Here is a 26,172-nt window from a genome sequence, read left to right as displayed (position 1 = left end):
GGGGGTGGCGCTGCCGTGCGCCGCTCGCTCACTCGGTCGACAGGGGTGGTTACGGAGGGTGTGTGACGGTTCGGAGACTTTACGGCTAGTTCGACAACCGTGCCACTCGAAGGGGTGAAAGGCGGATAAGCCATAACTCGGATGGTTCACCCGCGTTTTATCCGGTGCGGGTGAACGCCCGTGACCACGTCTGGAAGGCAGGGACCCTATGAAACGGGTTACCCGAAACGGTGTGATCGCCGTCGCCGCCGCCTCGGGCGCGATGGCTGTGACGTTTCCGGCGCACGCCGACTCCGCGGCCGACGGAGCCGCGGTCGGCTCGCCAGGGCTGATCTCCGGCAACACCGTCCAGCTCCCGGTGCACGTCCCGGTGAACGTGTGCGGGAACACCGTGAACGTGGTGGGGCTCCTGAACCCCGCCGCGGGCAACCGCTGCGCCAACACCGGCGGCAGCGGCGACCGGCACCCCGCAGCGGGGTCCGCGTCGGGCGGGGGAGCGACCGCCGAGGGCGGTGGAAAGGATTCGCCGGGGGTGATCTCCGGCAACGGAGTGCAGCTTCCGGTGCATCTGCCGGTGAACGTCAGTGGCAACAGCGTGAACGTCGTCGGCATCGGCAACGGCGCCGTCGGCAACGAGTCCGTGAACACCCCAGGTGACCGTCCGGTGTCACCGCCGCCGACGGCCGAGCCATCCGTCCCGCCGAAGGCGCGCCCGGTGCCGAAGCCGGCGGCCCCGCGCACGGTGCCGCCCACCACGTCCGGCCTGGCGGACACGGGCGCGGACGCGACCCTGCCCACCGCGCTCGGCGCCACTGCGATGGTGCTCGGCGGGGCGGTCCTGTACCGGCGCTTCCGCCCCCGGGCGGTGCGCTGAGCCCACGCGGCACCGCGCATGCGCACGGGGGAGGCCCCATCGGGGGGTGATCACCGGTGGGGCCTGGGGCGTGGGCCCGAGGTCGAGGGCATGGGGCCGCGGTCGGGGCCCTGAGGCAGGGCCCGGGTGTCACCCGATGTGCCGGCGCCTTCGAGTGCCCGGAGCAGGTGGCGGTACCCGTCATGGGACCGGATCGGGCCTCGCGCCGCAGCGCGACTCGACCCCGCGTGCGGTTGATCGGTGTCGGGTCCGCTCTGTGGGGCGGGACTCGGCTTCGCGCCGTGGCCGGATTCGCCCGCGTGCGGTTGATCGGTGTCGGGTCCGCTCCGCAGGACGGCACTCGGCCTCGCGCCGTGGCCGGATTCGCCCGCGTGCGGTTGATCGGTGTCGGGTCCGCTCGGTGGGGCGGGACTCGGCCTCGTGCCGTGGCCGGATTCGCCCGCGTGCGGTTGATCGGTGTCGGGTCCGCTCGGTGGGGCGGGACTCGGCCCCCGTCGCAGTTCGGGACTCGGCCTCGTGCGCCGGAGGACGGCTGACGCGGACGGCACTCGGCCGGCCCCTCGTCGCAACGCCGGACTCAGCCCCGCGCGCCGCAGAAGCGGCGGTGCAGTTCCCGTATGTCTTTGGTGAGTTCGAGGACCGGCCCCGCCACGGCCACCCCCGGCGCGACCTCGTTGACCGGCAGTGTCCGCACCGGCGGCAGCGGTACGCCCCACTCCGTCAGCCATGACGCGAGTTGCTCGGACGAGGCCACGTACACGATGCGGCCCAGGCCCACCCAGGCGTGCGCGGCCGCGCACATCGGGCAGTGCTCGCCGGACGTGTACACGGTCGCCGCCGCCCGCTGCTCCGGGGACAGGTGCGCCGCCGCCCAGCGCGCCAACGCGAACTCCGGATGCCGGGTGCGGTCACCGGAGGCGACCCGGTTGTGGTCCTCGGCGAGCACCGAACCGTCCCCGCCCACCAGCACGGACCCGAACGGCTCGTCGCCGGCCTCCAACGCCTGGGCGGCCAGCTCGACGCACCGCCGCAGATGCGGCAGCTCGGCTTCGCTCACCATGGGCTACGGCCTCCCTCTCATCGCCGGTGGCGCCCGCCACTCGGGCGCGGCGGCGACACCCACAGGATCGCCCACCCGGCCCGCGTCAGGAAGGCGAACGCCTGCGGTCGACCCGCCCGACCTTGACATGCAGCCAATTAGCTGCATAACTTTGGGTGTGCAATCAGGAGACGACGACTTCCGGATGGACCAGGTCTTCAAGGCCCTGGCCGACGAGACCCGCCGACGCCTGCTGGACCGGCTCCACGAGGAGAACGGGCAGACGCTCGGTGAGCTCTGCGAGCAGATCGACATGACCCGTCAGTCGGTGACCCGGCACCTGGCCCTCCTGGAGGCCGCCAACCTGGTCAGCACGGTGCGACGGGGGCGGGAGAAGTTGCACTACCTCAACCCCGTGCCGCTCCACCGGATCCAGGAGCGGTGGATCGACAAGTTCGAGCGCCCGCGCCTGCGCGTGCTCGGCGCCGTGAAGCGACAAGCCGAGGAAGCCATGACCGACAAGCCCACCTTCGTGTACGTCACCTACATCGCGAGCACCCCCGAGAAGGTCTGGGACGCGCTCACCGACGCCGACCTCACCGCCGCCTACTGGGGTCACCGCAACGAGTCCGACTGGCGGCCGGGGTCCCGCTGGGCCCATGTCCGTACGGACGGCTCGGGCATCGCCGACGTGGTCGGCACCGTGACCGGGAGCGAGCGCCCGACGCGGCTGGTCACCACCTGGGGCGCGCCCGGGGAGGAGGGTGACGTCAGCGGCCATTCGCGCGTCACCTTCGACATCCGGCCGCACGGCGACATCGTCCGCCTCACCGTCACCCACGAGGACCTCGCGGACGAGGACGAGCGCGCCGACGCGGCGTCCGGCTGGGCCGCGGTGCTGTCCAACCTCAAGTCGTTGCTGGAGACCGGCCGTCCGCTGCCGCAGGAGCCGTGGCTGGTGCCCAGCGGCTGAGGCGCGCGAAGGGCCGGTCCGCCAGGAGCGGCGGGCCGGCCTGGGTGTTACTCATCGACTCCCTTCCTGTCGGGGACTCCTACGGCTTGGGGGCGCTCTTCGCCGCCGTACCGGCGCACACCAGGCCCAGGACCAGGGCGAGAGCGCCGATGATGACGTTGTTCCAGACGACGCCGGCGTCCGGGTTCGCGCCGACGATCCACGGGGAGATGATCATCCACACGCCGAGTGCGCACATGGCCCAGCTGAGGCCGTACATGCGCTCCGGGGCCCGTGTGAACCCGAGTGCCAGCAGTCCGATCGCTATCCCGACGATCAGGTTGTGGGTCGCGAGTGCGGGCTGACTGGCGGCGTAGTGGACCACCCAGGGGGACACGGCGCAGTACAGACCCAGCAGGAACACGGGTCCGTCCACGAGTGCCACATCACGGCCGCCGAGCATGCGGGCGTACCGGTCCCGCATCTCCAGGGCGTCGGGGTGGCTGGTGATGTCACCTCTGGTGTCACCTCTGGTGGGGTGGACATTGGCCATGGCTGTCTCCTTCGTGACGTCGCTGGCCAGACCACGTCTGGTGCGATATGCGGTAAGCGCCACTGATGTCCATTCTGCTCTTATTCGGCCTTTATGTGTAGAGGTCACTACTCTGATCATCGTGGAGACAGAAACGATCACTTACGTCGTGTCGGCGGGCGTCGGCCCCTCGAGGCGCCCGGCGGCGTCGACCTGCGCTTCCTCTCCTTGCAACTGCGCGGATGAACGGCGAGATCAACCGCCTGGTCCACGCTTTCGCGGGCGGGAACGGGCTGAACGCCACCGATGTCCAGGCGCTCGCGGCCATCCTGGACGCCGACGAGCCGATGACCCCGGGACGGTTGCGCGAGCGACTGGGGCTCACCTCCGGCTCCGTCACCGCCTGCGTGGAGCGGCTGGAGCGCGCCGGGCTCATCCGCCGCGTCCGGGGTGACCCCGACCGCCGGGTGGTCCATCTGCGCCCACGCCTCCGCCGCCGCCTCGACGGCCGGTTCGTACTACCGGCCGCTCCCCGAGGCCACCGCTGCCGCGCGGGCCCGCTTCTCCTAGGCGGAACTCGCGGTCGCGCTGCGCTTCCTGGCCGCGCTGACCGAGGAACTCTCCCTGCACCGGGCGTCCGACGACTGAGCGCGGGTTCTGCGCGGGGCGGGGCGGCAGGACGAGGCGGGGCGCCTGCTCGTCACCGCCTGTCGGCCCCCGCTCGCCCGCGTCACGCGGGCGTACATGATCGCGGGGATCGAGGGCAGGCGAATCGTACGGGAGTTGCCCGCACCCGTCGAGGGTTCGGAGCGTCGGACGTTGGAGGTGTCTGCGGCTATGAGTGCGAAGGTGATGGAGCGGTTTCCCGCCGGGGCTCCGCGAGGATCGTGGCCGGCGGAGGAGTACGCCGCCGCGCTGCGTGCCGAGGGTGAGCCGGCGACGGTCGTGATGGACCTGAAGTCGGACGCGTTCCTCGTGGTGGTGCCTGCGCGCGACGAGGACTGAACCACCGGCGGGTGAGCGAGCCACCGACCACCGGGCCCCGCGCACGACGGCTTCGCCGGGGCCCGCCCGATCCGCGGCCGCACAACGGCGCGATGTCGATGTCCAGTTGCGCCGCACGCGCTGGTCCGCAATGCGAGACCGGCCGGGTTCTCCTTGACGGCTGCCGCCCGCCCCGGTGCGGGTGGTGCCGGGGCGGGCGCGCGCCGTTCAGCCCGCCCCGGCCGATGTGCCGGACCTTCGGGCGGGCCGGGTGGTGCGGGGGTGTGGGTGCGAGCGTCGCGCCACAGCCGCCATGTCGTCGGCGCCGGCCACGGCACCCCGGCCACCGCCTCCGGCCGGGACCGGCCGCCGACGGTCGCCCGTCCGAGCCAGGTCGCCCGCGCCGCCGTGGACCCCGGTTTCGAGGGCGCGCTCACGCCGACCGGCGCCTGCTGCGAGGACACCTGGCCGACCACCGCGATGGCCGGCCGCACACCGAGCGGCTGATGTTCCTGGTCGCCGGACGCCCCTGGGCAGCGAGGAGTTCAGTCTCTCCGGCCGTCCGCACCTGGAGGAGGCGTACTGGTGCGGCGAGGCGTCCTGCCGCGCCTGGCCGCCCAGGGTCTGTGGCGGCATCCGGCGGCCGAGTGGCCGCCGTCCGCCGCGCCGCGAGTGCCGTTCACGTCATGAGGCCAGGGCGTCGAGGTGCGCTCGCCGTGACTCGGCGGTCTGCCCCTGGACGAGCAGGAACAGGGCCTCACGGGCGAGCCGCTGGGCCTTGCTGGACAGGACCATCGACCGGCCGCCGCCGGACACCACCGCCGCCGTGGTCGCCGCACTCAGCACCTCGTGCGACCGCAGCCTCAGCGCCAGCCGCTCGTCCAGGTGCTCGTGCGGTGCCGCCTCGTCGGCCAGCGCGTAGGCGTGGTCCCGGACGCCGGAGAGGCGGGTGCGCAGCGGGCCGGCGGTGTCGTCGTCCAGGAGGGCGAGGGCGGCCTCGGCGACACCGAAGACGGCGGGGGAGGCGGCAACCGTCTTGGGGCGGTCCTCGGCGGCCCACCGCTCGTACGGCGTCCGCAGCGCCACCGCCTCCTCGGGCAGCCACAGCCCGTCCAGCTCCAGCGACACCGTGCGCGCCGCGGTGAGCGCGGCGAGCCGGATCGGCGGCGAGGCGCGCAGCCCCGGCTGCTCGCGCGCCTCGGCGAACGCGAACACGGCCTCGCCGGCGCCGGTCACGCCGGCCAGCAGCATCACGTCGTTCAGGCCCCACCCGGTGTACCAGGGCACGGTCCCGTCGAACCGCCACCCGCCACGCTCCCGGACCACCCGCACCGGCCTGCGGGGGTACGTCCGCAGATGCGCGTACGCCACCCCGGACAGCAGCTCACCGCGGGCCAGCGGTCCCAGCAGCCGCTCCCGCACCGGCGCCGCGCCCTTCATCAGCGTCGCGACCGGCGTGTGGTGCTGGGTCTGCACGAACCAGGTCGAGCAGCACGCACCCGACAGGATCTCCGCGATCTCCCGGGCCACCGACGCGGGCGCGGCCGAACCGCCGTAGTCCTCGGGCGCGCCGATCCCCAGCAGCCCGGACCCTTTGATCGCCTCGATGTGGCCGGCGGGCACCTCCGTCCGGTCCACCGTCTCGGCGTTCGGGGTGAGGAGGCCGTCCGCCAGCTGCCGGGCGCGGGTGACGAGCGGGTGCGGTGTGGTGGTCATGGGAAAGATCCTCCGGCCGCGCGGCGCGCGTTGTCGATCCCGCGGGCCGTCATTCGTGCAGGCGGGCAGAGGTGTGAGAACTCTCGGCGCCCGGAGGACGCCATGACGTCCTACCTGCTCGGCGTGAGGCAACCGGTGGGCGAATCGCCCCCCCGAGGTCCTCGCCGAGATCGGGAGGAACCTCGACCGCTTCCACCAGGAGCTGCGGCAGGCCGGCGCCTGGGTGTTCGCCGGTGGACTCCACGGACCGGAGTCGTCCACCGTGCTGCGACCCCGCGACGGCGACGTCCTGATCAGCGACGGCCCGTACGCCCGGGGCGAGGAGCACCTCGGCGGGATCTGCCCCGTCCAGACGCCCGACCTCCAAACGGCCCTCACTGGGGCCGCACGGCCGCGCCGGAGACGACACTACCGATCGATTGCGCCCGTTCACGGGCGGGGCGGCCGGCCGATGACGGCGGACGTCACGGCGGTGTCCCGGGCCGCGTACGGCCGCGCGGTCGCCGTCATCGTCCGCTCACCCGGCGACGTCGACACCGCCGGGGAAGCCGTCCGGCGGCGTGCGCGGGTCATGCTTACGCTGGAGGCGTGGCTCGTTCCAACGATGAGGTCGCCGCGCTGTTCGCCGAGTACGCGGACCTGATCTCGATCACCGGGGGAGACGCGTTCCGGGCGCGGGTGTACGAGAAGGCCGCCCGGGCGATCGGCGGCCACCACGCGGACGTGTCAGGGCTCGACGTCAAGGGCCTCCAGGAAATCCCCAACGTCGGCAAGTCCATCGCGGAGAAGATCGTCGAGTACTTCGGCACCGGGCAGGTGTCCGCGGTCGAGGAGCTGCGGGCGCGCATCCCCGCGGGGGTCCGGCGGCTGACGGCCATCCCCACGCTCGGCCCGAAGAAGGCCATGGCGATCTACCAGGAACTGGGCATCTCCTCGATCGAGGAACTGGCCGACGCCATTCACGGGGAGCGGCTGCGGGACCTGAAGGGCTTCGGCCCCAAGACGGAGGAGAACATCCTGCACGGCATCGCCCTGCTGCAGTCCTCCGGGGACCGCGTCATGCTCGACGCCGCCACGGACGTCGCCGAGGGCATCGTCGCCCAGCTGTCGAACGTGACCGGCTGCCTGCGGTGCGCGTACGCCGGTTCGCTGCGCCGCGTCCGCGAGACGATCGGGGACGTCGACGTCCTCGCCGCCGCCGAGGACTCGGAGCCGCTGATGCGGGCCTTCACCGGCCTGCCGGAGACCGCCGAGGTCGTCGCGCACGGTACGACCAAGACGTCGATCCGCACCACCAAGGGCCTCGCCGTCGACCTGCGGGTCGTGCCGCCGGACTCGTGGGGAGCGGCACTGCAGTACTTCACCGGCTCCAAGGCGCACAACATCCGCACCCGGGAGCTGGCCGTGCACCGGGGGCTCAAGCTCTCCGAGTACGGGCTGTTCGACGTCGAGAGCGGAGAGAGGATCGTCTCCGCCACGGAGGAGGACGTCTACGCCCGGCTCGGTCTGCCCTGGATTCCGCCGACCCTGCGCGAGGACCGCGGAGAGGTGCAGGCCGGGCTGCGCGGCGAACTGCCCGAGCTGGTCCAGGAGTCCGACGTCCGGGGCGACCTGCACACCCACACCGACCTCACCGACGGTCTCGCCCCGCTGGAGGAGATGGTCGCTGCGGCCGCCGAACGCGGCCACGCCTACTACGCGATCACCGACCACGCGCCCAACTTGTCCATGCAGCGCATGACCGACGAGCGGATGCTGGCCCAGCGCGAGCGGGTACGGGAGCTGGACGAGGAGTACGGGCGGCGCGGCAGGCGGAGCGGGATGCGGCTGCTGCACGGCGTGGAGCTGAACATCGACCCGGACGGCGAAGTGGACTGGCCGGACGAGTTCCTGGCGGAGTTCGACCTGTGCGTGGCCTCGGTGCACTCGCACTTCAACCAGGCGCCCGACGCGATGACCCAGCGGTTCCTGCGGGCCTGCGAGAACCCGTACGTCAACATCATCGGCCACCCCACCACCCGCATCATCGGCAAGCGTCCCGGCGTCGACGCCGACCTCGACGCGGTCTTCGCCGCCTGCGCCCGCACCGGCACGGCCCTGGAGATCAACTCCCATCCCGACCGGCTCGACCTCAACGACGAGCACATCCTGCGGGCCAAGCGGCACGGGGCGAAGTTCGCCATCGACAGCGACGCCCACTCCACCCTCCACCTGGCGCACCTGCGCTACGGCGTGGGCACGGCGCAGCGCGGGTGGCTCACCACGGACGACGTGATCAACACCTGGCCGCTGACCCGCCTGCGGCGCTTCCTGCGCAAGGGCCGGACGGGCACGGTGTAGCCAACGCGGGCGCGGACCACGCGCCCGACGCTCAGGACCGCTGTCCGCCGGTCGGCGCCGCCCGGCGCAGCAGCCCGATGTCGCCGTGCCGGACCAGGTCCTCGGGCAGCCCGGCCAGTGCGGGCAGTTCGTCGATGTGGTGCACTCCGGCGGGAAACCCCCTCCCGTCGAGCAGAGCCCGCGCCGTGTGCGCCGCCACCAGGCCGGTGACCCGGCTCTGTTCCCGCCCCGTGAGCGCGTAGGCCGCGTGCCGTCCGCCGCTTCGGGCGTCCACGCGCACCACGAACCCGTCCCCGCCGAGATGCACGCCCGCCAGGGCGCGGGCCACCCTCCGCTGCGCCCGCGGCCGGCCGATCAGCCGGACCAGTCCCGTACGGCGCAGCGCGAACAGCGCGGCGGTCAGCGGGCGCGAGTCCAGGCACAGCCGGGTCGTCACGTCCGGGACGCCCAGGGTGTGGGGGAGTGTGTGCTGGTCGGAGAAGGGGAAGGGGTACGCCGTCCTGGTGCCGAACCCCGGAAGCGGAACCAGGCGGGGAGCGGCCCGCACCGGCTCGGCCAGACCGGCGATCGTCCAGCGCAGGGCGTCCGCGCCGTGCCGCTCGCCGGCGCCGAACAACAGCGTGATGTCCACGCTCCGCGCCCCGCCGACGTCCCGATGGGCGCGCCGGGCGAGCAGGTTCGTCAGCCCGGGGGCCACGCCCACGCTGAGCACCGCCGTGGCTCCCGTGGCCGCCGCGATCGGGCTCAACTCGGCCACGGCGTCCAGGAGTCGGGCGGTGGCGCCGACGTCGACGAGATGGATCCCGCGCTCCAGGCAGACCCGGGCGATCGACGCGTCGGGCGGCTCCACGCACAGCACCACCATGCCCACGTCGCCGAGTGCCGCCAGCTCCCGTCCGAACCCGTCCGGGTCGCTGACGTCCACCTGGACGCCGCCGAGTCGGCGCACCCGTTCCGCGTCCCGCCCGCCCGGCACCGCCCGGCCCGGGAACCACGCGTTGAGCGCCGAGGTGACGACGGCGCCGACGGCGCCGTAGCCACCGGCGACGAGAATGCGCCCGTCGAGGGGCGCCCGCGCAGACGTCTGCCTGGTCATGCCTCCTGGATACACCGTGCGCGCCCGGCCGTGCGGCAACTCGCCCGGCGTCCCGGGGCGGTTGACTGGTCTACACCCTTGACTGGTACAGACCAAGCCGGTTGAGTGTCGGTCCAACCCCCCACCACGGCCGCCCCCACCTCCAGTTCCCGGGAGCGGCCGTGCACCGCAAAGGAGCTGAACCTGTGTCGAGGCGTCGTGCTCGCATCTCCGCACTCCTGAGCTCACTCGCCCTGGCGGGCGCCGCCCTCGCCCTCCAGTCGGCCCCCACGGCGTCCGCCGCCGGATTCGTCGTCAGCGAGGCGCAGTTCAACCAGATGTTCCCGAACCGGAACTCCTTCTACACCTACAGCGGTCTCACCGCCGCGCTCGGCGCGTACCCCGGTTTCGCCGGCACGGGCAGCGACACCGTGAAGAAGCAGGAGGCAGCGGCCTTCCTCGCCAACGTCGGCCACGAGACCGGCGGCCTGGTGCACATCGTGGAGCAGAACCAGGCCAACTACCCGCACTACTGCGACGGGAGCCAGTGGTACGGCTGCCCGGCGGGCCAGGCCGCCTACTACGGCCGCGGCCCCATCCAGCTGAGCTGGAACTTCAACTACAAGGCCGCGGGCGACGCGCTCGGCCTGAACCTCCTCGACGACCCCTGGATGGTGCAGAACAACGCCTCGGTCGCGTGGAAGACGGGTCTGTGGTAAGGGAACACCCAGACCGGCCCCGGCACCATGACCGGCCATGACGCCATGGTGAACGGTGCCGGCTTCGGGCAGGCCGTCCGCAGCATCAACGGCGCCCTGGAGTGCGACGGCAAGAGCCCGGCGCAGGTGCGGAGCCGAGTGGCCAACTACCAGCGGTTCACGCAGATCCTCGGGGTTCCACCGGGCGGCAACCTCTCCTGCTGACACCCGTCCGCGGCGCATGGTGTCATGCACCTGACCATTACTCCCTGGAGGGCATCGTCATGCGTCGCACCCCCCACGCCCTGCTCGCCGCGACCGCCGCGCTGGCCGCCGCGGTCGTGGCGCCCTCGCCTCCGGCCGGGGCCGCGGCGGCGGCCCCGGCCTCCGCCGCCTACTACCTGCAGAGCGCCACCACCGGCCTCAACGCGGCCGATATCCAAGGCGCGGTCGAACAGCGCAGACCCAAGGGCGACGAGGACCGCCAGCAGTGGAACCTGCGGCCGAGCGGATCGTCGTACGTCCTCGAAAGCACGGACGCCACGGGCACCTGTCTCGGCCGCTCCGGCGACCGGGCGCGCACCGTCGCCTGCGCGAGCGCCGACGCGGCCTGGGACATCACGGCCACCGGCGCAGACGACCGGTACACGCTGAAGGTCCCCGGCACCGACCGCCACCTCACGCTCGCCCCCAAGCCCCCCGGCGCCAACTACCCGGCCCAGCTGGCGATCGGCGCGCCCGGCGCCCTCGCCTCCTGGTACCTCACTCCCGTCACCCCGGCCACCGGCCCCATGCCACCCGAGGACCGGCGCACCCTGGACCAGGTCACGTTCCTGACCGCGCACAACGCCTACGCCAACGGCGTCGACGGCGGCTTCGCCCCGCCCTTCGTGAACCTCGTCCCGAACCAGTCCCGCGGCATCACTCAGCAACTTGCCGACGGCGTACGGGGATTCATGCTCGACATCCACCAGACACCCGACGGCGCGATCCTCTGCCACAACAGCTGCACCCTGGTCGGCAGGCCGGTCGCCCTCTGGGTCGACCTGCAGCGGATCGTGGACTTCCTGAAGACCCGCCCGGACCAGTTCGTCACCGTCTTCCTGGAGGACTACGTCGACCCGGGCGTCCTGCGCGCCGAACTCGCCCGCGTGAACGGCCTGGACGACGTCCTGTACCGCCCCGACCGGACGGGCGTCCGCGAGAACGGCTGGCCCCGGCTCGCCGACCTGATCGCCGCCGACGACCGGCTGCTGATCTTCACCGACCACAGCCGCTCCGCCGACCAGTCCGCGGGGCTGACCCGGGACACCTTCGGCGTGATGTACCAGCGGGAGTGGACGGTGGAGAACCACTGGTCCATGGGCCCGGGCATCGGCTCCTCCGACTGGTCCTGCTACAGCCGCTGGTACGACGCGAACACCAACATCCCGCTGACCCGCACGGAGCCCGGCTTCCGCCCGCTGTTCGTGATGAACCACTTCCGTGACGTGCCGATCACCGCGACCGTCCGCACGGACAACGCCAAACTCGCCGACCGCGCCCGCCGGTTCTGCCTGCCGGCCGCCCGCAAGAAGCCCAACTTCCTCGCGGTGGACCACTACGACCTGGGCGACACCGGCTCCGCGGTGAACGCCCTGAACAGCCACACGTATCCGTGACGCCCGAGGGGTGGGCCCCGGCCGCCCGGGGCCCACTCGGCTCAGCTCACTACCCGGGCGTCGGGTAGTGGTCGGAGAGGTCGGTGTACGTGCAGTCGGTTCCCCGGCTCGTCACCGTCCAGGGTGCGCTCTGCTCCTCGACGACGTCTTCTGCCAGATCACCGGCCGCGCGTGCCCCGCCCGGTGGAGCACGTGGTCGAGGTCCTCCCGCGGGTCGTCGGGGTAGCGGTTGCGGGCGATGAAGTTCCCCGCGGTGTCGAAGGAGTTGCGCAACGGATGGAGGAGGGGCGTCCGCCGAGGGCCGTCGGCCGTCGTGGGGGCACAAAATGAGGTATGCCGGACATGGGCGTAACGTGGCTGCAGGGATTCGGCCATGGCCTGCGGCCGCGATTCCGCGCTTCCGTATGGCTGGGATCCGTCTGCCCTCGCCCCCGCGTCGGCGACCGCCGTACCGCCCAGCCGCCTCAGCCTTTCCAGCAAAGGATCAGCAATGGGCACGGTCACCACTTCCGACGGCACGACCATCTTCTACAAGGACTGGGGTCCGCGCGACGGGCAACCGATCGTCTTCCATCACGGCTGGCCGCTCAGTGCCGACGACTGGGACAACCAGATGGTGTTCTTCCTGGCCCAGGGCTTCCGTGTGATCGCCCACGACCGGCGCGGACACGGGCGCTCCGGCCAGCCCTCGGGCGGCCACGAGATGGACACCTACGCCGCGGACGTGGCGGCGCTGACCGACGCGCTCGACCTCAAGGACGCCGTGCACATCGGACACTCGACCGGCGGCGGCGAGGTCGCACGCTATGTGGCGCGGGCCAAGCCGGGCCGTGTCGCCAAGGCCGCGCTGGTCGGTGCGGTTCCGCCCGTCATGGTCAAGTCCGAGAGCAATCCGGGCGGTACGCCGATCGAGGTCTTCGACGAGTTCCGCGCCTCCCTCGCCGCCAACCGCGCCCAGTTCTACATCGACGTGCCGTCGGGGCCGTTCTACGGATTCAACCGGGAGGGCGCCAAGGTGTCGCAGGGCCTGATCGACAACTGGTGGCGACAGGGGATGATGGGCGCTGCCAACGCCCACTACGAGTGCATCAAGGCGTTCTCCGAGACCGACTTCACGGAGGACCTCAAGCAGATCGAGGTGCCGGTGCTCGTCGCGCACGGCACCGACGACCAGGTCGTGCCCTACGACGACTCCGCGCCGCTGTCGGTGGAACTCCTCAAGCACGGCACCCTGAAGTCGTACGAAGGGTTCCCGCACGGCATGCTCTCGACCCACCCGGAGGTCCTCAACCCCGACCTCCTGGAGTTCGTGCGGTCCTAGCGGCTCGAGCGGCTGCGGCGGAGCCCCGGGGCTGCGGGCGCGTCCGGTCCTCCGGGTACGGCCACGGCCGCGGGAGCCGGCTCGGCTGGGGTCACATCTTCCGGCGCGCGGGTGGCCGGGCCGTGCCGCCGGGGGCGTCGAACCACGCCTCCAGGCCGGTGGTGGTCGGCTTCGGGTGCGCCGAGCGGCCGTACGGCCTGACGCGCTCCTGCCAGGCGGCGCTCGCTCCGTCGAGGTCGTCCAGCGGTCCGGGCTGCGGGTGTCGGCGAAGCGGACACGGCGTGGCGGCGGTGGCTGTCGCTCCCGGGCTCGAGCCAGGTCCCCCCGGGTGACCGGGTAGGGCGGCTGCCCCGCTCGAGCCCGTGCGCCCGGCGCTCGAACTCCGGCTCCGTGCCCGGCACCACCTCCCACGTGTACCCCACGGTCATCGGCTCCTGGGTTTCCGGCACATGCGGACGAACAACGCACATCAAACTTTTGCGGGCATTCTGCGCCCGTATGAGAATTGACAGGCGTTTTCTCTGGAGGTGCGCCATGTCCACCATCGGCCCTGCCGTCACCGGAGCAGGCATCGCACGGGCGGAACGAGGCCCCGGCCCTGTGCAGGTCAGACTGTCGATCAACGGCACCGAGCACACCGTCGACATCGAGCCGCGCGTGAGCCTGCTGGACGCCCTCCGGGAGCGCCTCGACCTGACCGGCGCGAAAAAGGGCTGTGACCAGGGCACCTGCGGCGCCTGCACCGTGTGGGTCGACGGACGGCGCGTGCTGGCCTGCCTCACGCTGGCGATGACCTGCGAAGGCCGCGAGATCACCACCGTCGAAGGGCTCGCCCGGGACGGGGAGCCGCATCCGATGCAGCAGGCCTTCGTCGAGCAGGACGCCTTCCAGTGCGGTTACTGCACTCCCGGCCAGATCATGTCCGCCGTGGCACTGATCGCCGAAGGGCACGCCGGGGACGACGCCGAGATCAAGGAGTGGATGAGCGGCAACATCTGCCGCTGCGCCGCCTATCCGCACATCCGGGCTGCCATCCGTGCCGTCCGCGACCAGACGTAGGGAGGCGCCCCCGTGCGGCCCATCACCTACCTCCGCGCGACCGACACGGCGACCGCCGTAGCGGCCGTGAGCACGGACCCCACCAGTGACTTCCTCGCCGGGGGGACCACCGAGGTCGACCTGCTCCGCCAGAACGTGCTGAACCCCCGACGGCTCGTCGACATCAACGACCTCCCCCTCGCCGGCATCGAAGGCACCCCCGAAGGCGGGCTGCGCATCGGCGCGCTGGCGCGGATGAGCGACGTCGCGGCGGCGACCGTGGTCCGCGAGCGTTTTCCGCTGATCGCGCAGGCACTGGAGCTGGGAGCGTCCGCGCAACTGCGCAACATGGCGTCCATGGGAGGCAACCTGCTGCAACGCGTGCGCTGTTCGTACTTCCGTGACGCCGAGTCCCCCTGCAACAAACGTGACCCCGGCACCGGCTGCTCGGCCATCGAGGGCTTCAGTCGCGGTCACGCCGTACTCGGCACCAGCGAGCACTGCATCGCCACCCACCCCTCGGACGTCGCCGTGGCCCTGGCCGCGCTGGACGCGCGCGTGCACACCCTGGGCCCGAACGGCGAACGGGCCTACGCCTTCGACGACTTCTTCCTCCTCCCCGGTGACTCCCCGCACCGCGAGCACCCCATGGAACACGGTGAGCTGATCACCGCGATCGAGGTGCCCGCCGCACCCGTGGCACGCCACTCCCTGTACCTGAAGGTGCGGGACCGCGAGTCGTACGAGTTCGCGCTCGTCTCGGTCGCGGCGGCGCTGTCCGTGGTGGACGGCACGATCGCGGACGTGCGGATGGCGCTGGGCGGCGTGGCCACCAAGCCCTGGCGGGCCAGGCGTGCGGAGGACTTCCTCATCGGCGCGGCCCTGAACCGGGACAACCTCGCCCTCGCCGGGCGCGTCGAGATGGCCGACGCCCGGCCGACCTCCATGAACGCCTTCAAGGTCGAACTCGCCCAGCGCGCGATCGTCCGAGCCCTGGACACGCTCAGCGACGGAACGGGAACGGGGCTCGCGCCCCGGCCCGGGACCGGGAGCCCGTCATGACCGCGACCATCCCGCCCGCCATCGGCCAGCCCTTGAGCCGCGTCGACGGCCGCGCCAAGGTCAGTGGGACCGCGCGGTACGCGTCCGAGATCCCCGTCCCGGACATGGCCTACGCGTATGTGGTCGGCTCCCGCATCGCCGCCGGACGGGTCATCGCGATCGACACCAGTGCCGCTCTGGCCGAGGAGGGCGTGCTGGCGGTCCTCACCCACCAGACGCTGCCGAAGATCGCCGAGCAGCCGCCGCTCATTCCCTCGCTCGCCGGCACGGCGGCCCCCGGGCAGACGTTCTTCCCCCTGCAGGACGACACCGTGCACTACGCGGGTCAGCAGATCGCCCTCGTCGTCGCCGACACCTGGGAACGGGCCCAGTACGCGGCGCGCCTGCTGCGCGTCTCCTATGCGGAGACCCCTCCCGTGACCACCCTCGACCAGGGCCGTGGCCTGTCCTACGAACCCGAGCGGATCTTCGGCGGCTGGGTGCCGGGCCGCATCGAACGCGGGGACGTCGAGGCCGGGCTGCGCGAGGCGGACGTCCGGGTGGGGGGCACGTACACCTACGCGGCGAACCATCACCATCCGATCGAGCCGTCCTGCACCACGGCCCAGTGGGACGGCGACGACCTGCTGCTGTACGACGCCACCCAGGGCGTCAACGCCACACAGATGACCGTCTCCCGGCTGCTCGGCGTCCCGATGTCGAGGATCCGGGTCATCGGCCACTACGCGGGCGGCAGTTTCGGCTCCAAGGCGATGATCCACGCCCACCCGACGCTCGCCGCGATGGCGGCCCGCGCGGTCGGCAGGCCGGTCAAACTCGTCCTCACCCGCGAGCAGATGTTCACCTCGGTCGGTCACCGCGAGGAGCAGGAGCAGCACATCACGCTCGGGGCGACGCACGACGGCCGGCTGACGGCCGTACGGCACCACAAACTGTCCCCGACCTCCCACTTCGACGACTGGGCGGAACCGTCCGTCGGCACCTCCTCGCAGATCTACGCGTGCCCCCACTACGAGGGCGTCTACCGGTTGTTCCGCGCCAACACCATGACCCCCACCTTCATGCGCGCGCCGGGTGAGGCGAGCGGCATGGTCGCGCTCGAGTGCTCGCTGGACGAACTCGCCCACGAGCTCGGGTTGGACCCCATCGAGCTGCGCCTGCGCAACCACACCGACGTCGATGCGATGACGGGTCTGCCCTGGTCCAGCAGCGGCCTGCGGGAGTGCTACGAGCGCGGCGCCCAGCGCTTCGGCTGGGCCGGTCGCGATCCCCGGCCGGGGACGCGGCGGGACGGGAACTGGCTGATCGGCACCGGCATGGCCACCGCCTGCTACCCGGTCGCCCCCCTCGCCAACCCGCAGCGCGCCCGCGCACGCCTCTACGCCGACGGCACGGCGGTCGTCCAGGCCGCCACCCCCGACTTCGGTACGGGCGTCGCCACGGTGATGGCCCAGGTCGCCGCGGACGGTCTCGGGGTGAGCGTGGAGCGCTGCCGCTTCGAGAACGGTGACACCGATCTGCCCAACATCGCCGCCGCGGTGGGCTCGGCGGGGGCCGGCATGATCAGCGCGGCCGTGCACAGCGCGGCCAGCGCCCTGCGCCGGCAGCTCATCAGGAGCGCCGTCGGCGACCCCGGCTCACCGCTGCACGGCGCCGACCCGGTCGACGTCGTCGTGCACGACGGCGTGATCACCGCCGGGACCGCCTCCGAGTCGTACAGCGACCTGCTGCGGCGCACCTTCCGGCCGGACGCCGAGGCCGCGGGGCAGTGGAAGCCGCCCGCACACGACACCCCCTACGCGATGATGACCTTCGGCGCCCAGTTCGCCGAGGTCGCCGTGGACGCCGAGCTGGGCCTGGTCCGGGTGCGGCGGATGACCGGGGCCTTCGCGCCCGGCCGGGTGCTCAACCCGAAGACGGCCCGCAGCCAGCTGATGGGCGGCATGCTGTGGGGCCTTGGCCAGGCCCTCCTGGAGGCCAACCACATGCGGCCCGACACCGGCCGCTGGGTCAACTCGAGCCTCGGGGAGTACCTCGTCCCGGTCAACGCGGACGCCCCCGACGTCGACGTCGAGCTCATCGAGGTCGAGGACGACATCGTCAACCCCCTGGGCGTCAAGGGGGTCGGTGAGATCGGCCAGGTCGGTGCGGCGGCCGCGATCGCCAACGCCGTGCACCACGCCACCGGGCGGCGGGTGCGCAGACTGCCGATCATGATCGAGGACCTTCTCTGAGGGCACGCTCAGGGCAGGAGCAGACCGCGTCGGCGGCCGACCCCGACGACGTCACGGTGATCGCGACGGGCGGCCTGGCCCCCGTGTCGGCGAGGCGTTCGAGTCCGACGCAGAGGCACTGATCCGGGAAGCCGGGAAGGAGGCCGGAGCGGCGCTGCGCGTGACACTGACGGGCTCGGTGGCCGGAGTGACCCTCTGGGACACCGACCTGCGCTGCGTCCGGGTCAGCGACGGGCTCGTCGAGGAGCGCCTCCACGACGTCGACGTCGGTGTGCAACGCGTGGCGCGCGCCCCCGCCCGGAGCGCCACGTCCTGGAGGAGCTGTACACGGCGGTGCTCGGCACGCTGGCGAGCACGACCGCGGCCGACGACGTCACCCTGCTGCTCGCGCGCGCCCGGGGAGACGCCGGCGAGGCCCAGTATGAAACAGGCGATTCGGGCCGAAGCGCGTCGCGGGCCGGCACGGTCACGGACGCTGAGGGACCGATGGCCGACGAGGGCTGGCGTCCGTGACGTTTTACGTATAACCTCTCCCGTCAATGAGCCCTCCCGGAAGGTCCCGATGAGCCGCATCGCCCTGGTCACCCTCGTCGTCGACGACTACGACGAGGCGATCCGCTTCTACACCGAGGCCCTCGGCTTCCGGCTCTCCGAGGACGCGCCCCGCGAGGACGGTTCCCGCTGGGTCGTGGTCGAGCCCGGCGCGGAGGGCACCGGCACCGCCCTGCTGCTCGCCCGCGCCAAGGGTGCGGCGCAGCGAGCCCGGGTGGGCGACCAGACCGGCGGCCGCGTCGGATTCTTCCTGTACACGGACGACTTCGCCCGCGACCACGACCGGATGGTCGCCGCGGGCGTGACCTTCCTCGAGGCGCCGCGGCACGAGCCGTACGGCACGGTCGCCGTCTTCCAGGACCTGTACGGCAACCGCTGGGACCTGCTCCAGCCGGCCGGCTGACCCTCGCCCCCGGACGCCCGTCCGTCCCACAGCACCGCTCACTTCGCACGTTCCGCCCGAGAAAAGGCGCACCATGACCGCTACGCGCGTAGACACCGCGATCCTCCGCAGACTCCCCAAGGCCGTCCTGCACGACCACCTCGACGGCGGCCTGCGTCCCACCACCGTCGTCGAGCTCGCGGAGACGGTCGGCCACACCCTGCCCACCACCGACCCCGACGCGCTCGCCGCCTGGTACTACGACGCCGCCAACTCGGGCGACCTGGTCCGCTACATCGCCACCTTCGAGCACACCCTCGCCGTGATGCAGACCCGCGAGGGCCTGCTGCGCACGGCCGAGGAGTACGTCCTCGACCTCGCGGCGGACGGTGTCGTCTACGGCGAGGTCCGCTACGCGCCGGAGCTGATGGTCCAGGGCGGGCTGAGCCTGCCCGAGGTGGTCGAGACCGTGCAGGAGGGGCTCGCGGCGGGCATGGCCAAGGCGGCCGCCGCCGGCACGCCGGTCCGGGTCGGGACGCTGCTGTGCGGCATGCGGATGTTCGACCGCAGCCGGGAGATCGCCGACCTCGCGGTCGCCTTCCGGGACGCCGGTGTCGTCGGCTTCGACATCGCCGGTGCCGAGGACGGTTTCCCGCCCGCCGACCACCTGGCCGCCTTCGAGCACCTGCGCCGCGAGAACGTGCCGTTCACCATCCACGCCGGTGAGGCGCACGGCCTGCCCAGCATCCACCAGGCGCTCCAGGTCTGCGGCGCCCAGCGGATCGGCCACGGAGTGCGGATCACCGACGACATCGTGGACGGCAAGCTCGGCCGCCTCGCCGGGTGGGTGCGCGACCGGCGGATCGCGCTGGAGATGTGCCCGACGTCCAACCTGCAGACCGGTGCGGCCACCACCATCGCCGAGCACCCCATCACGGCACTGAAGGACCTCGGCTTCCGGGTCACCCTCAACACCGACAACCGCCTGGTCTCCGGTACGACCATGACCCGCGAGATGTCGCTGCTGGTCGAGGAGGCGGGCTGGACGCTGGACGATCTGCGCACGGTGACCGTGAACGCCGTCAAGAGCGCGTTCATCCCGTTCGACGAGCGCAACGCCCTCATACGGGACGTGGTCCTGCCGGGCTACGAGGCCTGAAGCAGACCGCGTACGTAGGCGGCCTGGCCGACGTGCTGGAGGTCGTCGGACAGCACGCTCACCAGCCTCACGCCGAGGCTGACCGGCGGGTCCCAGCGGTCGTCGACGATGTCGTCCAGTTCGGCGGAGGTCAGCCCGCGCACGAAGCCGAGCGTCTGCTGGTGCACGGCGTCGTAGTAGCCGGTCAGCAGGTCGGGGGAGTCGACCCGCACCTTGGCGACCTTCGCGGGGCCGTGCCCGTACCCGGTGTCGTGGCGCGGCAGCCCGAGCCCGAAGCGCTTCTCCCAGTCCTGCGCCAGCCAGACCTGGTCGAGTCCGGAGGCGTCGGAGACGTGGTCGTCCTGGACGCGGCTGAGATGCCAGATCAGCCAGGCGACGGAGTTGGCGGACGGACCGGGGCGGGCGTTGAGGTCGTCGGCCGTGAGGCCGTCGACGGCGGCGTGGACTTCTTCCTGAATGCGGCCGTAGCTGTCGATGAGGATGTCCTTGGCATGCATACGTCCCACGATGACGCATAGCCGGGAATCCCACGACGGCACGGCTCCGGCGCCGGCATCGGCGTGGCGCCGGCTCCGGCGGCGGCGGGCTTCGGGATCCGCGGTGGCACGCGGTGGGGGTTCGGGACGGTGCGGTGCCGGGACCGCGCGTCGGCGTGGCGCGGGATCCGTGGTGGCGTGCGGCCGGAATCCCGGACGGCGCGCTGCCCGGATTCGACGTCGGCCGTGCGCCGGGATCCGTGGTGGCGTGTGGCCGGAATCCCGGACGGCGCGCTGCCCGGATTCGACGTCGGCCGTGCGCCGGGATCCGTGGTGGCGTGTGGCTGGAATCCCGGACGGCGCGCTGCCCGGATTCGACGTCGGCCGTGCGCCGGGACCCGTGGTGGCGCGTGGCCCGAATCTCCGACGACGCGCCGGGATCCCGCGTCGGCGCGTCAAGAGAGCCCGTGACGGCGCGCCGCGGAGACGACGGCGCGCTGACCGGATTCCGCGTCGGCGCGCCCGCTGATCGCGCGACGGCGCGCCGCCGGGATTCATGTGTCGAGGAGCGCCATCAGGGCCCGCGCCGCGGGGCTCGTCGCCTCTGGGGGCGGGAGCAGGGCGACCGTTTCGTAGACCGCCTCGCCGATGCCCTTCAGGGGCAGCGCGGTGAGCGACGGCCGCTTGTGGCGGAAGTGGTGCGGTACGACGGCGACGCCCAGGTCCTCGTCCAGGAGGTCGAGCAGACTGTGCACGTCGTTCACCTCCATGTCCACGCTCCGCCGTACGCCCGCCCTGGCGAACGCGGCGTCGGTGGTCTGGCGCGGCCCCCAGTCGGGGTGAAAGTCCACGAACACCTCGCCGCCCAGCTCGTTCGGCGTGACGGCCGCGCCGGCCCCGGCGAGGCGGTGCGTGGGATGGCACAGCACCGTCATCGGCTCGCTGCTCAGCGGCACCGAGCGCAGCTGGTCGGTGTCCTCCTGCGTACGCACCGCGAAGGCCAGGTCAAGCCGCCCCGCCGCGACCTCCTCCGCCAGCGCGCCGGAGCCGGCCTGCCGCAGACAGATCTCCACGTGCGGGTGCCGGCGCCGGAACGCGGCGAGCAGCCGCGCCACGTTCACCCCGGCGACACACTGCTCGGTGCCGAGCGCGAGCATCCCGCGCAGCACGCCCTGCACCGCGGCCACCGCCTCGTGGGCCGACCGCACCTGCGCGAGGATCCGCTCCGCCTCGCCCAGCAGCGCCCGCCCGGCCGGGGTGAGCGTCACCCGGCGGGTGGTCCGCACGAACAACGGCGTCCGCAACTCCCGTTCCAGCGCGCGGATCGAGGCGGACAGGCCCGACTGGGACACCATCAGCCGCTCGGCCGCCCGGGTGAAGTGCTGGTCCTCGGCGACCGCGACGAAGTGCTGAAGATGGCGCAGTTCCATGACTGAGAAGCGTAGTCGCTGAATTCCATCGGATTCTTCTGTTGGACCACTGCCCGCAGGTCACGACAGAGTGAGGACCACACTGTCTCATCCGTGCCAACCCCTCTGGAGTCGCGTTGTACACGGCACACCCCGACCGCTACGCCGACATGCCCTACCGGCGCACCGGACGCAGCGGCCTGAAGCTGCCCGCCCTGTCGCTCGGCCTGTGGCACAACTTCGGCCCCGACCGACCGGTCGAGACCCAGCGCGCCATCCTGCGCCGCGCCTTCGACCTGGGCATCACCCACTTCGACCTGGCCAACAACTACGGTCCGCCGCCCGGCGCCGCCGAGTCCGCGTTCGGCGAAGCGCTCAAGGCCGACTTCGCGCCCTACCGCGACGAGCTGGTGATCTCCACCAAGGCCGGCTACCTGATGTGGCCCGGCCCGTACGGCGAGTGGGGCTCGCGCAAGTACATGCTGTCGTCCCTGGACCAGAGCCTGCAGCGGATGGGCCTGGACTACGTCGACATCTTCTACTCGCACCGCCCGGACCCCGAGACTCCGCTGGAGGAGACGATGGGCGCCCTGCACTCGGCGGTGCAGCAGGGCAAGGCGCTCTACGTCGGCGTCTCGAACTACTCCCCGGAGCAGACCCGTGAGGCCGCCCGCATCCTGGGCGAGCTGGGTACGCCCCTGCTGATCCACCAGCCGCGCTACTCGATGCTCTACCGCAGCCCCGAGGAAGGTCTGCTGGACGCGCTGGACGACCTGCAGGTCGGCTCCATCGCCTACTCGCCGCTGGACCAGGGCGTGCTCACCGGCCGCTACCTCGACGGCATCCCGGAGGACTCGCGGGCCGCGAGCGACAGCCCGTTCCTGAAGTCCGACGCGCTGACCGAGGACCTGGTGGGCCGCCTGCGGACCCTGGACGACATCGCCAAGTCGCGCGGTCAGACGCTGGCCCAGATGGCCCTCGCCTGGGTGCTGCGCGGCGGCCGGGTGACCTCCGCCCTGGTCGGCGCGAGCAGCCCGCAGCAGCTGGAGGACAGCGTCCGCGCGATCGGCAACCTCGACTTCGACGCGGACGAGCTGTCCCGCATCGACGCCGTGGCCCAGCCCTGACCCACCGAGCCGGCGGCCGCGCCCGCGGGCGCTGATGCACCTCCCGGGCGCGGCCGCCGCCTCGTTCTCAGGACGGCCGCCCGGACTGCGGGAGCACCCGCGCTTCGGGAGCCGAGCCACTCCTCAGGAGCCGAGGCGCTCCCGCAGGCGCACGGTCACCGTGTCGCCCTCCTCCTTGCCGATCGCCCTGCGCACATCGGCCCTGACGGGCAGCTTGTGGGTGCCGTCGCCCAGGGCCATGAAAGAGCCCTGGAAAGGGTGCCCGTCGATGGTGCCGCGGATCCTGACCAGTCCGCGGGTGCCGAAGAAGGCGACGGATTCGGGCCAGACGACATACGTCCAGCCGCCTTTGGCCGGGCTCCTGCGCAGGACGGCGGTGAATTCCGCGTCCACCTTTCCGGTCGTCCCCATGGCGTCCTCCGCTCCGGTGATCTCGAAATACTCAGTCTTCAGACCCGGTAAAAGGGAAGAACTCATCGCGGACGCCGTCACTCCGGTTCCGGCCCGAGATCCGCACCGTCCGGCCTGCGCACCTCACCCGTCGCATTCCAGCCATTACATGCGGTGAATATGCCAGGAGACTGGCCGGAAAGACATGGTGACAGTGATTCAAGAGTGAAGATACTCGAACCTCAGGGACTGTTTCACTGCACAGGAGCCGCACCGAAAGCGAGGCATCACCGGAAGCGGGCGACGCGACGGGGGAGGCGTACGTGCACGACGAATTCCTGTGCCATGTCACGGCCTACGGCATCTGCGACGGCCGGCGTATCGGCGTACCTCTCGGCACCTACCGGGCGCCCACTCTGGCTCTCGCCCTGTGGTGGCTGCGCGACCGCGCGACCTGGATCGCCGAGCGGCTCGATCCGCAGCCCGGCGACGCGCCGTACCCGCCGAACGCGCTGATCCCGGTCGGCGACTCGGTGGCCGACGTGCCGTCGGTGCTGCGCGCCTGGTGCGCGGACGTGGACCAGCAGGAGCTCATCGCCGACCAGCTGGCGGCCGGGCGGCTGGTCAGGATCGCCACCAGCGACGACACCACGGAGTACGAGCTGCTCGCCGAGTCCGTCGACGCCCTGCGGATGCAGCGCACCCTCCCGGCGCTCGTCGTTCCCGTCGCCTGACACGTGCCAGCCGGAGGTCGTCCTGGTTTGTCCCTGGTCGGCGTACATGTGAGCGAATCTGTAGAATTCTCACCATGGCGAAGCGGCTGGCCGCGTCGGCGGCGCCCGAACTCGTCGTGGAGACCGACACGGGCTCCACCGTGATGAGCCCCGATCGCGACTACCACGTCGGCCGCGATCCGCTCAGCGACATCGTCGTCGACGACCCCCGCGTCTCCTGGCACCACGCGGTGCTGCGTCCGGTGAACGGCCACTGGACGCTGGAGGACGAGCACAGCACCAACGGCACCTACGCCGACGGCCGGCGGGTCGACGAGCAGGACGTCGGTCCCGGCAGCGTCATCCGCTTCGGCAACCCCACCGACGGGCCCCGCGCCGTCCTGGTGGGTCTCGACGCCACCCCGGAGCGCCCCTCGGTGGTCTCCCGGCCCGCCCTCAGCCACACCTTCCGGTACCCCGCCTCGGTACGGCCGCTGCCCACCCGCACCGTCCGCATCGGTCGCGCCGAGGACAACGACCTGGTCGTCGACGACCTGATCGTCTCCCGCCGCCACGCCGAACTGCGCACGCACGCCGACGGGACGTACGAGATCGTCGACCTCGGCAGCGACAACGGCACCTACCTCAACGGCCAGCTCGTCACCAGCGCCCTGATCGGCCCCGGGGACGTCATCGGCATCGGCCACTCGGCGTTCTGCCTGGTCGGCGACACCTTGCAGGAGTACGTCGACACCGGCGAGGTCATCCTCGACGTCGAGGACCTCACCGTGGCCGTCGACCGCGGCCGCAAGACCCTGCTGGACGGCGTGTCGTTCCCGGTGGGGGAGAAGTGCCTGCTCGCGGTCGTCGGGCCGAGCGGCGCCGGAAAGTCCACCCTGCTCAACGCCCTGACCGGACAGCGTCCCGCGGACCACGGCACCGTCCTGTACGACGGCCGCGACCTCTACCACGACTACGCCGAGCTGCGCCAGCGCATCGGCCTGGTACCGCAGGAGGACATCCTGCACGCCCAGCTCACCGTCCGCGCCGCCCTGTCCTACGCCGCCGAACTGCGCTTCCCGCACGACACCGCCAAGGCGGAGCGGCGCGCCCGCGTCGACGAGGTGATCCGCGAACTGGGCCTGGAGCAACGCGCCGACCAGTCCGTGCACAGCCTCTCCGGCGGCCAGCGCAAACGGGTCAGTGTGGCCCTGGAGCTGCTGACCAAGCCGTCGCTGCTGTTCCTGGACGAGCCGACGTCCGGGCTCGACCCGGGCATGGACCGCTCCGTGATGCACATGCTGCGCGGTCTCGCCGACGACGGCCGGACCGTCATCGTCGTCACGCACAGCGTCCTCAGCCTCGACGTCTGCGACCGGCTGCTCGTCCTCGCCCCCGGCGGCAAGGTCGCCTACTACGGCCCGCCCGGCGACGCCCTCCCCTTCTTCGGCTTCCCCCAGTGGCCGGAGGCCTTCGAGGCCTTCGAACACGACCGGGACCGGGACTGGGCGGGCGAGTACCGTGACTCTCCCTTCCACCGGCAGTACGTCGCCGACGCCGGCGCCCAGCCGGAGCAGCCCGACGAGGAACCCGTCGCCGTGGTCCCGCCGCCCAGGCCCCGCGGCTGGGCCGCCCAGCTCGGGACGCTGATCCGCCGCTACACGGCCGTCCTCGGCGCCGACCGCACCTTCCTCGTCGTCATGATCGCGCTGCCCTTCGTCATGGGCGGCATGGCCCGCGCCCTCGCGGGCGGCGAGCTGGACCGCAGATCGGCGCTGAACACCCTGCTCGTCCTGTGCGTCGGCGGCGTGCTGACCGGCGCCGCCAACGCCGTGCGCGAGATCGTCAAGGAACGCGTGATCTACCGGCGGGAGCGGGCCGTGGGCCTGTCCAGATCGGCGTACCTGACCTCCAAGGTCGTCGTCCTCGGCACGGTCACCGTGCTGCAGGCCGTCGTGCTCACCCTGGTCGCCCTGTACGGCGTCGAGCTCAACGCACCGCAGGGACAAGGGGTGCTGATGCCGCCGCTGATCGAGATCGCGCTCGCCGTCGCCCTGCTCGCGTTCACCGCGATGATGTTCGGCCTGCTGGTCTCCGCGCTGGTGCGCAAGGAGGAGGTGACGATGCCGCTGCTGGTGCTGCTCGCCATCGTCCAGGTCGTCTTCTGCGGCGCCCTGCTGCAACTGGACGGCGTGCCCGGGCTGGAACAGCTGGCCTGGCTGGTGCCCGCGCGCTGGGCGTTCGCCGCGATGGCCGGCACCGTCGACCTGGGCCGGCTGTCGCCCGACGAGCTGAGTGGCGACCCGCTGTTCCAGCACACGGCCGGGGTGTGGCTGCTCGACGTCGGGATGCTCCTGGCCCTGTCGGTGGTGTCCGGGTACGTCGTCTACCGGCTGCTGCGCCGCCGCGAGCCCGCCGTGATGCGGAAGTAGGCGCCC

At 72.1% G+C, this 26,172-nt stretch carries 23 protein-coding genes and 4 pseudogenes; 18 read left to right on the top strand and 9 right to left on the bottom strand.

Annotated features, from left to right (window positions below):
* The first annotated feature begins 208 nt into the window (after positions 1 to 208).
* Positions 209 to 874 carry a chaplin gene (locus IPT68_RS34770; protein ID WP_189700676.1) on the top strand — a complete coding sequence of 222 codons (666 nt, stop codon included), beginning with the start codon at positions 209 to 211 and terminating at the stop codon, positions 872 to 874.
* A 577-nt stretch (positions 875 to 1,451) separates the two neighbouring features.
* Here the strand turns inward: IPT68_RS34770 and IPT68_RS03265 are convergent.
* Entirely contained in the window at positions 1,452 to 1,934 is a 483-nt protein-coding gene (locus IPT68_RS03265; RefSeq protein WP_189700677.1) for a nucleoside deaminase, read from the bottom strand.
* Between the two features lie 184 nt (positions 1,935 to 2,118).
* On the opposite strand from IPT68_RS03265, the gene IPT68_RS03260 reads away from it, so the two are divergent.
* Positions 2,119 to 2,886, top strand: coding sequence for an ArsR/SmtB family transcription factor (locus tag IPT68_RS03260; RefSeq protein WP_189700759.1), 768 nt, complete (start codon positions 2,119 to 2,121; stop codon positions 2,884 to 2,886).
* 79 nt (positions 2,887 to 2,965) lie between these two features.
* On the opposite strand, the gene IPT68_RS03255 is transcribed toward IPT68_RS03260, so the two are convergent.
* Positions 2,966 to 3,418 carry an SPW repeat protein gene (locus tag IPT68_RS03255; protein WP_189700678.1) on the bottom strand — a complete coding sequence of 151 codons (453 nt, stop codon included), beginning with the start codon at positions 3,416 to 3,418 and terminating at the stop codon, positions 2,966 to 2,968.
* 93 nt (positions 3,419 to 3,511) lie between these two features.
* Here IPT68_RS03255 and IPT68_RS03250 point away from each other — a divergent pair.
* The 3 genes and pseudogenes from IPT68_RS03250 to IPT68_RS03240 all read left to right on the top strand — a co-directional run.
* A pseudogene (locus tag IPT68_RS03250) lies at positions 3,512 to 4,045 on the top strand (MarR family winged helix-turn-helix transcriptional regulator).
* 189 nt (positions 4,046 to 4,234) lie between these two features.
* Positions 4,235 to 4,402: a hypothetical protein gene (locus tag IPT68_RS03245; RefSeq protein WP_189700679.1), complete on the top strand. Its 168-nt coding sequence runs from the start codon at positions 4,235 to 4,237 to the stop codon at positions 4,400 to 4,402.
* Positions 4,403 to 4,663: 261 nt separating this feature from the next.
* Positions 4,664 to 4,968, top strand: a pseudogene (locus IPT68_RS03240) (LLM class flavin-dependent oxidoreductase); the annotation flags it as partial.
* A 97-nt stretch (positions 4,969 to 5,065) separates the two neighbouring features.
* Here the strand turns inward: IPT68_RS03240 and IPT68_RS03235 are convergent.
* On the bottom strand, positions 5,066 to 6,097 hold the full coding sequence (locus tag IPT68_RS03235) for an acyl-CoA dehydrogenase family protein (RefSeq protein WP_189700681.1): 1,032 nt from the start codon (positions 6,095 to 6,097) through the stop codon (positions 5,066 to 5,068).
* 429 nt (positions 6,098 to 6,526) lie between these two features.
* Positions 6,527 to 6,670 carry a hypothetical protein gene (locus IPT68_RS03225; protein ID WP_189700767.1) on the bottom strand — a complete coding sequence of 48 codons (144 nt, stop codon included), beginning with the start codon at positions 6,668 to 6,670 and terminating at the stop codon, positions 6,527 to 6,529.
* 15 nt (positions 6,671 to 6,685) lie between these two features.
* On the opposite strand from IPT68_RS03225, the gene polX reads away from it, so the two are divergent.
* On the top strand, positions 6,686 to 8,437 hold the full coding sequence (gene polX, locus IPT68_RS03220) for a DNA polymerase/3'-5' exonuclease PolX (RefSeq protein WP_189700682.1): 1,752 nt from the start codon (positions 6,686 to 6,688) through the stop codon (positions 8,435 to 8,437).
* A gap of 31 nt (positions 8,438 to 8,468) precedes the next feature.
* Here the strand turns inward: polX and IPT68_RS03215 are convergent, their stop codons facing one another.
* The gene (locus IPT68_RS03215; RefSeq protein ID WP_228040223.1) at positions 8,469 to 9,533 is read right to left on the bottom strand and encodes a saccharopine dehydrogenase family protein; all 1,065 of its coding nucleotides are present in this window, start codon (positions 9,531 to 9,533) and stop codon (positions 8,469 to 8,471) included.
* Between the two features lie 233 nt (positions 9,534 to 9,766).
* Here IPT68_RS03215 and IPT68_RS03210 point away from each other — a divergent pair.
* Together IPT68_RS03210 and IPT68_RS03205 are read left to right on the top strand one after the other, a co-directional pair.
* Positions 9,767 to 10,435, top strand: a pseudogene (locus IPT68_RS03210) (chitinase).
* Positions 10,436 to 10,494: 59 nt separating this feature from the next.
* The gene (locus IPT68_RS03205; protein WP_189700683.1) at positions 10,495 to 11,871 is read left to right on the top strand and encodes a PI-PLC domain-containing protein; all 1,377 of its coding nucleotides are present in this window, start codon (positions 10,495 to 10,497) and stop codon (positions 11,869 to 11,871) included.
* A gap of 49 nt (positions 11,872 to 11,920) precedes the next feature.
* Here IPT68_RS03205 and IPT68_RS03200 read toward each other — a convergent pair.
* Positions 11,921 to 12,141, bottom strand: a pseudogene (locus IPT68_RS03200) (sphingomyelin phosphodiesterase); the annotation flags it as partial.
* Between the two features lie 220 nt (positions 12,142 to 12,361).
* Here IPT68_RS03200 and IPT68_RS03195 point away from each other — a divergent pair.
* The 7 genes from IPT68_RS03195 (at position 12,362) to IPT68_RS03165 (ending at position 19,619) form a co-directional block, all read left to right on the top strand.
* Positions 12,362 to 13,192, top strand: coding sequence for an alpha/beta fold hydrolase (locus IPT68_RS03195; protein ID WP_189700684.1), 831 nt, complete (start codon positions 12,362 to 12,364; stop codon positions 13,190 to 13,192).
* Positions 13,193 to 13,726: 534 nt separating this feature from the next.
* Positions 13,727 to 14,251, top strand: a complete 525-nt coding sequence (locus IPT68_RS03190) for a (2Fe-2S)-binding protein (RefSeq protein WP_189700685.1) — start codon at positions 13,727 to 13,729, stop codon at positions 14,249 to 14,251.
* 12 nt (positions 14,252 to 14,263) lie between these two features.
* On the top strand, positions 14,264 to 15,292 hold the full coding sequence (locus tag IPT68_RS03185; protein WP_189700686.1) for an FAD binding domain-containing protein: 1,029 nt from the start codon (positions 14,264 to 14,266) through the stop codon (positions 15,290 to 15,292).
* On the top strand, positions 15,289 to 17,526 hold the full coding sequence (locus IPT68_RS03180) for a xanthine dehydrogenase family protein molybdopterin-binding subunit (RefSeq protein ID WP_189700687.1): 2,238 nt from the start codon (positions 15,289 to 15,291) through the stop codon (positions 17,524 to 17,526). The genes IPT68_RS03185 and IPT68_RS03180 overlap by 4 nt, the downstream gene beginning before the upstream one ends.
* Before the next feature lie 333 nt (positions 17,527 to 17,859).
* Positions 17,860 to 18,039 carry a hypothetical protein gene (locus tag IPT68_RS03175; RefSeq protein ID WP_189700688.1) on the top strand — a complete coding sequence of 60 codons (180 nt, stop codon included), beginning with the start codon at positions 17,860 to 17,862 and terminating at the stop codon, positions 18,037 to 18,039.
* 49 nt (positions 18,040 to 18,088) lie between these two features.
* Positions 18,089 to 18,481 carry a VOC family protein gene (locus IPT68_RS03170; protein WP_189700689.1) on the top strand — a complete coding sequence of 131 codons (393 nt, stop codon included), beginning with the start codon at positions 18,089 to 18,091 and terminating at the stop codon, positions 18,479 to 18,481.
* 73 nt (positions 18,482 to 18,554) lie between these two features.
* On the top strand, positions 18,555 to 19,619 hold the full coding sequence (locus IPT68_RS03165) for an adenosine deaminase (RefSeq protein WP_189700690.1): 1,065 nt from the start codon (positions 18,555 to 18,557) through the stop codon (positions 19,617 to 19,619).
* On the opposite strand, the gene IPT68_RS03160 is transcribed toward IPT68_RS03165, so the two are convergent.
* Together IPT68_RS03160 and IPT68_RS03155 are read right to left on the bottom strand one after the other, a co-directional pair.
* Positions 19,607 to 20,116 carry a mycothiol transferase gene (locus tag IPT68_RS03160; protein ID WP_189700691.1) on the bottom strand — a complete coding sequence of 170 codons (510 nt, stop codon included), beginning with the start codon at positions 20,114 to 20,116 and terminating at the stop codon, positions 19,607 to 19,609. The genes IPT68_RS03165 and IPT68_RS03160 overlap by 13 nt on opposite strands.
* A gap of 533 nt (positions 20,117 to 20,649) precedes the next feature.
* A complete protein-coding gene (locus IPT68_RS03155) occupies positions 20,650 to 21,525 on the bottom strand; it encodes a LysR family transcriptional regulator (RefSeq protein WP_194074052.1) in 876 nt (291 codons plus the stop codon).
* A gap of 116 nt (positions 21,526 to 21,641) precedes the next feature.
* Here IPT68_RS03155 and mgrA point away from each other — a divergent pair, with 116 nt between their 5' ends.
* Positions 21,642 to 22,631 carry an L-glyceraldehyde 3-phosphate reductase gene (mgrA, locus tag IPT68_RS03150; RefSeq protein ID WP_189700693.1) on the top strand — a complete coding sequence of 330 codons (990 nt, stop codon included), beginning with the start codon at positions 21,642 to 21,644 and terminating at the stop codon, positions 22,629 to 22,631.
* A 123-nt stretch (positions 22,632 to 22,754) separates the two neighbouring features.
* Here the strand turns inward: mgrA and IPT68_RS03145 are convergent, their stop codons facing one another.
* Positions 22,755 to 23,042 carry a DUF1905 domain-containing protein gene (locus IPT68_RS03145; RefSeq protein WP_189700694.1) on the bottom strand — a complete coding sequence of 96 codons (288 nt, stop codon included), beginning with the start codon at positions 23,040 to 23,042 and terminating at the stop codon, positions 22,755 to 22,757.
* A 302-nt stretch (positions 23,043 to 23,344) separates the two neighbouring features.
* Here IPT68_RS03145 and IPT68_RS03140 point away from each other — a divergent pair, with 302 nt between their 5' ends.
* On the top strand, positions 23,345 to 23,755 hold the full coding sequence (locus tag IPT68_RS03140; RefSeq protein ID WP_189700695.1) for a hypothetical protein: 411 nt from the start codon (positions 23,345 to 23,347) through the stop codon (positions 23,753 to 23,755).
* Between the two features lie 74 nt (positions 23,756 to 23,829).
* A complete protein-coding gene (locus IPT68_RS03135; RefSeq protein ID WP_189700696.1) occupies positions 23,830 to 26,166 on the top strand; it encodes an ABC transporter ATP-binding protein/permease in 2,337 nt (778 codons plus the stop codon).
* Positions 26,167 to 26,172: the final 6 nt, after the last annotated feature.

Source organism: Streptomyces chromofuscus (assembly GCF_015160875.1).
GTDB classification, from domain to species: Bacteria; Actinomycetota; Actinomycetes; order Streptomycetales; family Streptomycetaceae; genus Streptomyces; species Streptomyces chromofuscus.
The sequence above is the reverse complement of the archived record's forward strand: the minus strand, read 5'-3'. Positions and strand labels throughout refer to the sequence as shown.

Coding starts and splice junctions, on each gene's coding strand:
- IPT68_RS34770 (WP_189700676.1), top strand. CDS start 209: ATGAAACGGGTTACCCGAAACGGTGTGATCGCCGTCGCCGCCGCCTCG.
- IPT68_RS03265 (WP_189700677.1), bottom strand. CDS start 1,934: ATGGTGAGCGAAGCCGAGCTGCCGCATCTGCGGCGGTGCGTCGAGCTG.
- IPT68_RS03260 (WP_189700759.1), top strand. CDS start 2,119: ATGGACCAGGTCTTCAAGGCCCTGGCCGACGAGACCCGCCGACGCCTG.
- IPT68_RS03255 (WP_189700678.1), bottom strand. CDS start 3,418: ATGGCCAATGTCCACCCCACCAGAGGTGACACCAGAGGTGACATCACC.
- IPT68_RS03245 (WP_189700679.1), top strand. CDS start 4,235: ATGAGTGCGAAGGTGATGGAGCGGTTTCCCGCCGGGGCTCCGCGAGGA.
- IPT68_RS03235 (WP_189700681.1), bottom strand. CDS start 6,097: ATGACCACCACACCGCACCCGCTCGTCACCCGCGCCCGGCAGCTGGCG.
- IPT68_RS03225 (WP_189700767.1), bottom strand. CDS start 6,670: ATGACCCGCGCACGCCGCCGGACGGCTTCCCCGGCGGTGTCGACGTCG.
- IPT68_RS03215 (WP_228040223.1), bottom strand. CDS start 9,533: ATGACCAGGCAGACGTCTGCGCGGGCGCCCCTCGACGGGCGCATTCTC.
- IPT68_RS03205 (WP_189700683.1), top strand. CDS start 10,495: ATGCGTCGCACCCCCCACGCCCTGCTCGCCGCGACCGCCGCGCTGGCC.
- IPT68_RS03195 (WP_189700684.1), top strand. CDS start 12,362: ATGGGCACGGTCACCACTTCCGACGGCACGACCATCTTCTACAAGGAC.
- IPT68_RS03190 (WP_189700685.1), top strand. CDS start 13,727: ATGTCCACCATCGGCCCTGCCGTCACCGGAGCAGGCATCGCACGGGCG.
- IPT68_RS03180 (WP_189700687.1), top strand. CDS start 15,289: ATGACCGCGACCATCCCGCCCGCCATCGGCCAGCCCTTGAGCCGCGTC.
- IPT68_RS03170 (WP_189700689.1), top strand. CDS start 18,089: ATGAGCCGCATCGCCCTGGTCACCCTCGTCGTCGACGACTACGACGAG.
- IPT68_RS03165 (WP_189700690.1), top strand. CDS start 18,555: ATGACCGCTACGCGCGTAGACACCGCGATCCTCCGCAGACTCCCCAAG.
- IPT68_RS03160 (WP_189700691.1), bottom strand. CDS start 20,116: ATGCATGCCAAGGACATCCTCATCGACAGCTACGGCCGCATTCAGGAA.
- IPT68_RS03155 (WP_194074052.1), bottom strand. CDS start 21,525: ATGGAACTGCGCCATCTTCAGCACTTCGTCGCGGTCGCCGAGGACCAG.
- IPT68_RS03145 (WP_189700694.1), bottom strand. CDS start 23,042: ATGGGGACGACCGGAAAGGTGGACGCGGAATTCACCGCCGTCCTGCGC.
- IPT68_RS03135 (WP_189700696.1), top strand. CDS start 23,830: ATGGCGAAGCGGCTGGCCGCGTCGGCGGCGCCCGAACTCGTCGTGGAG.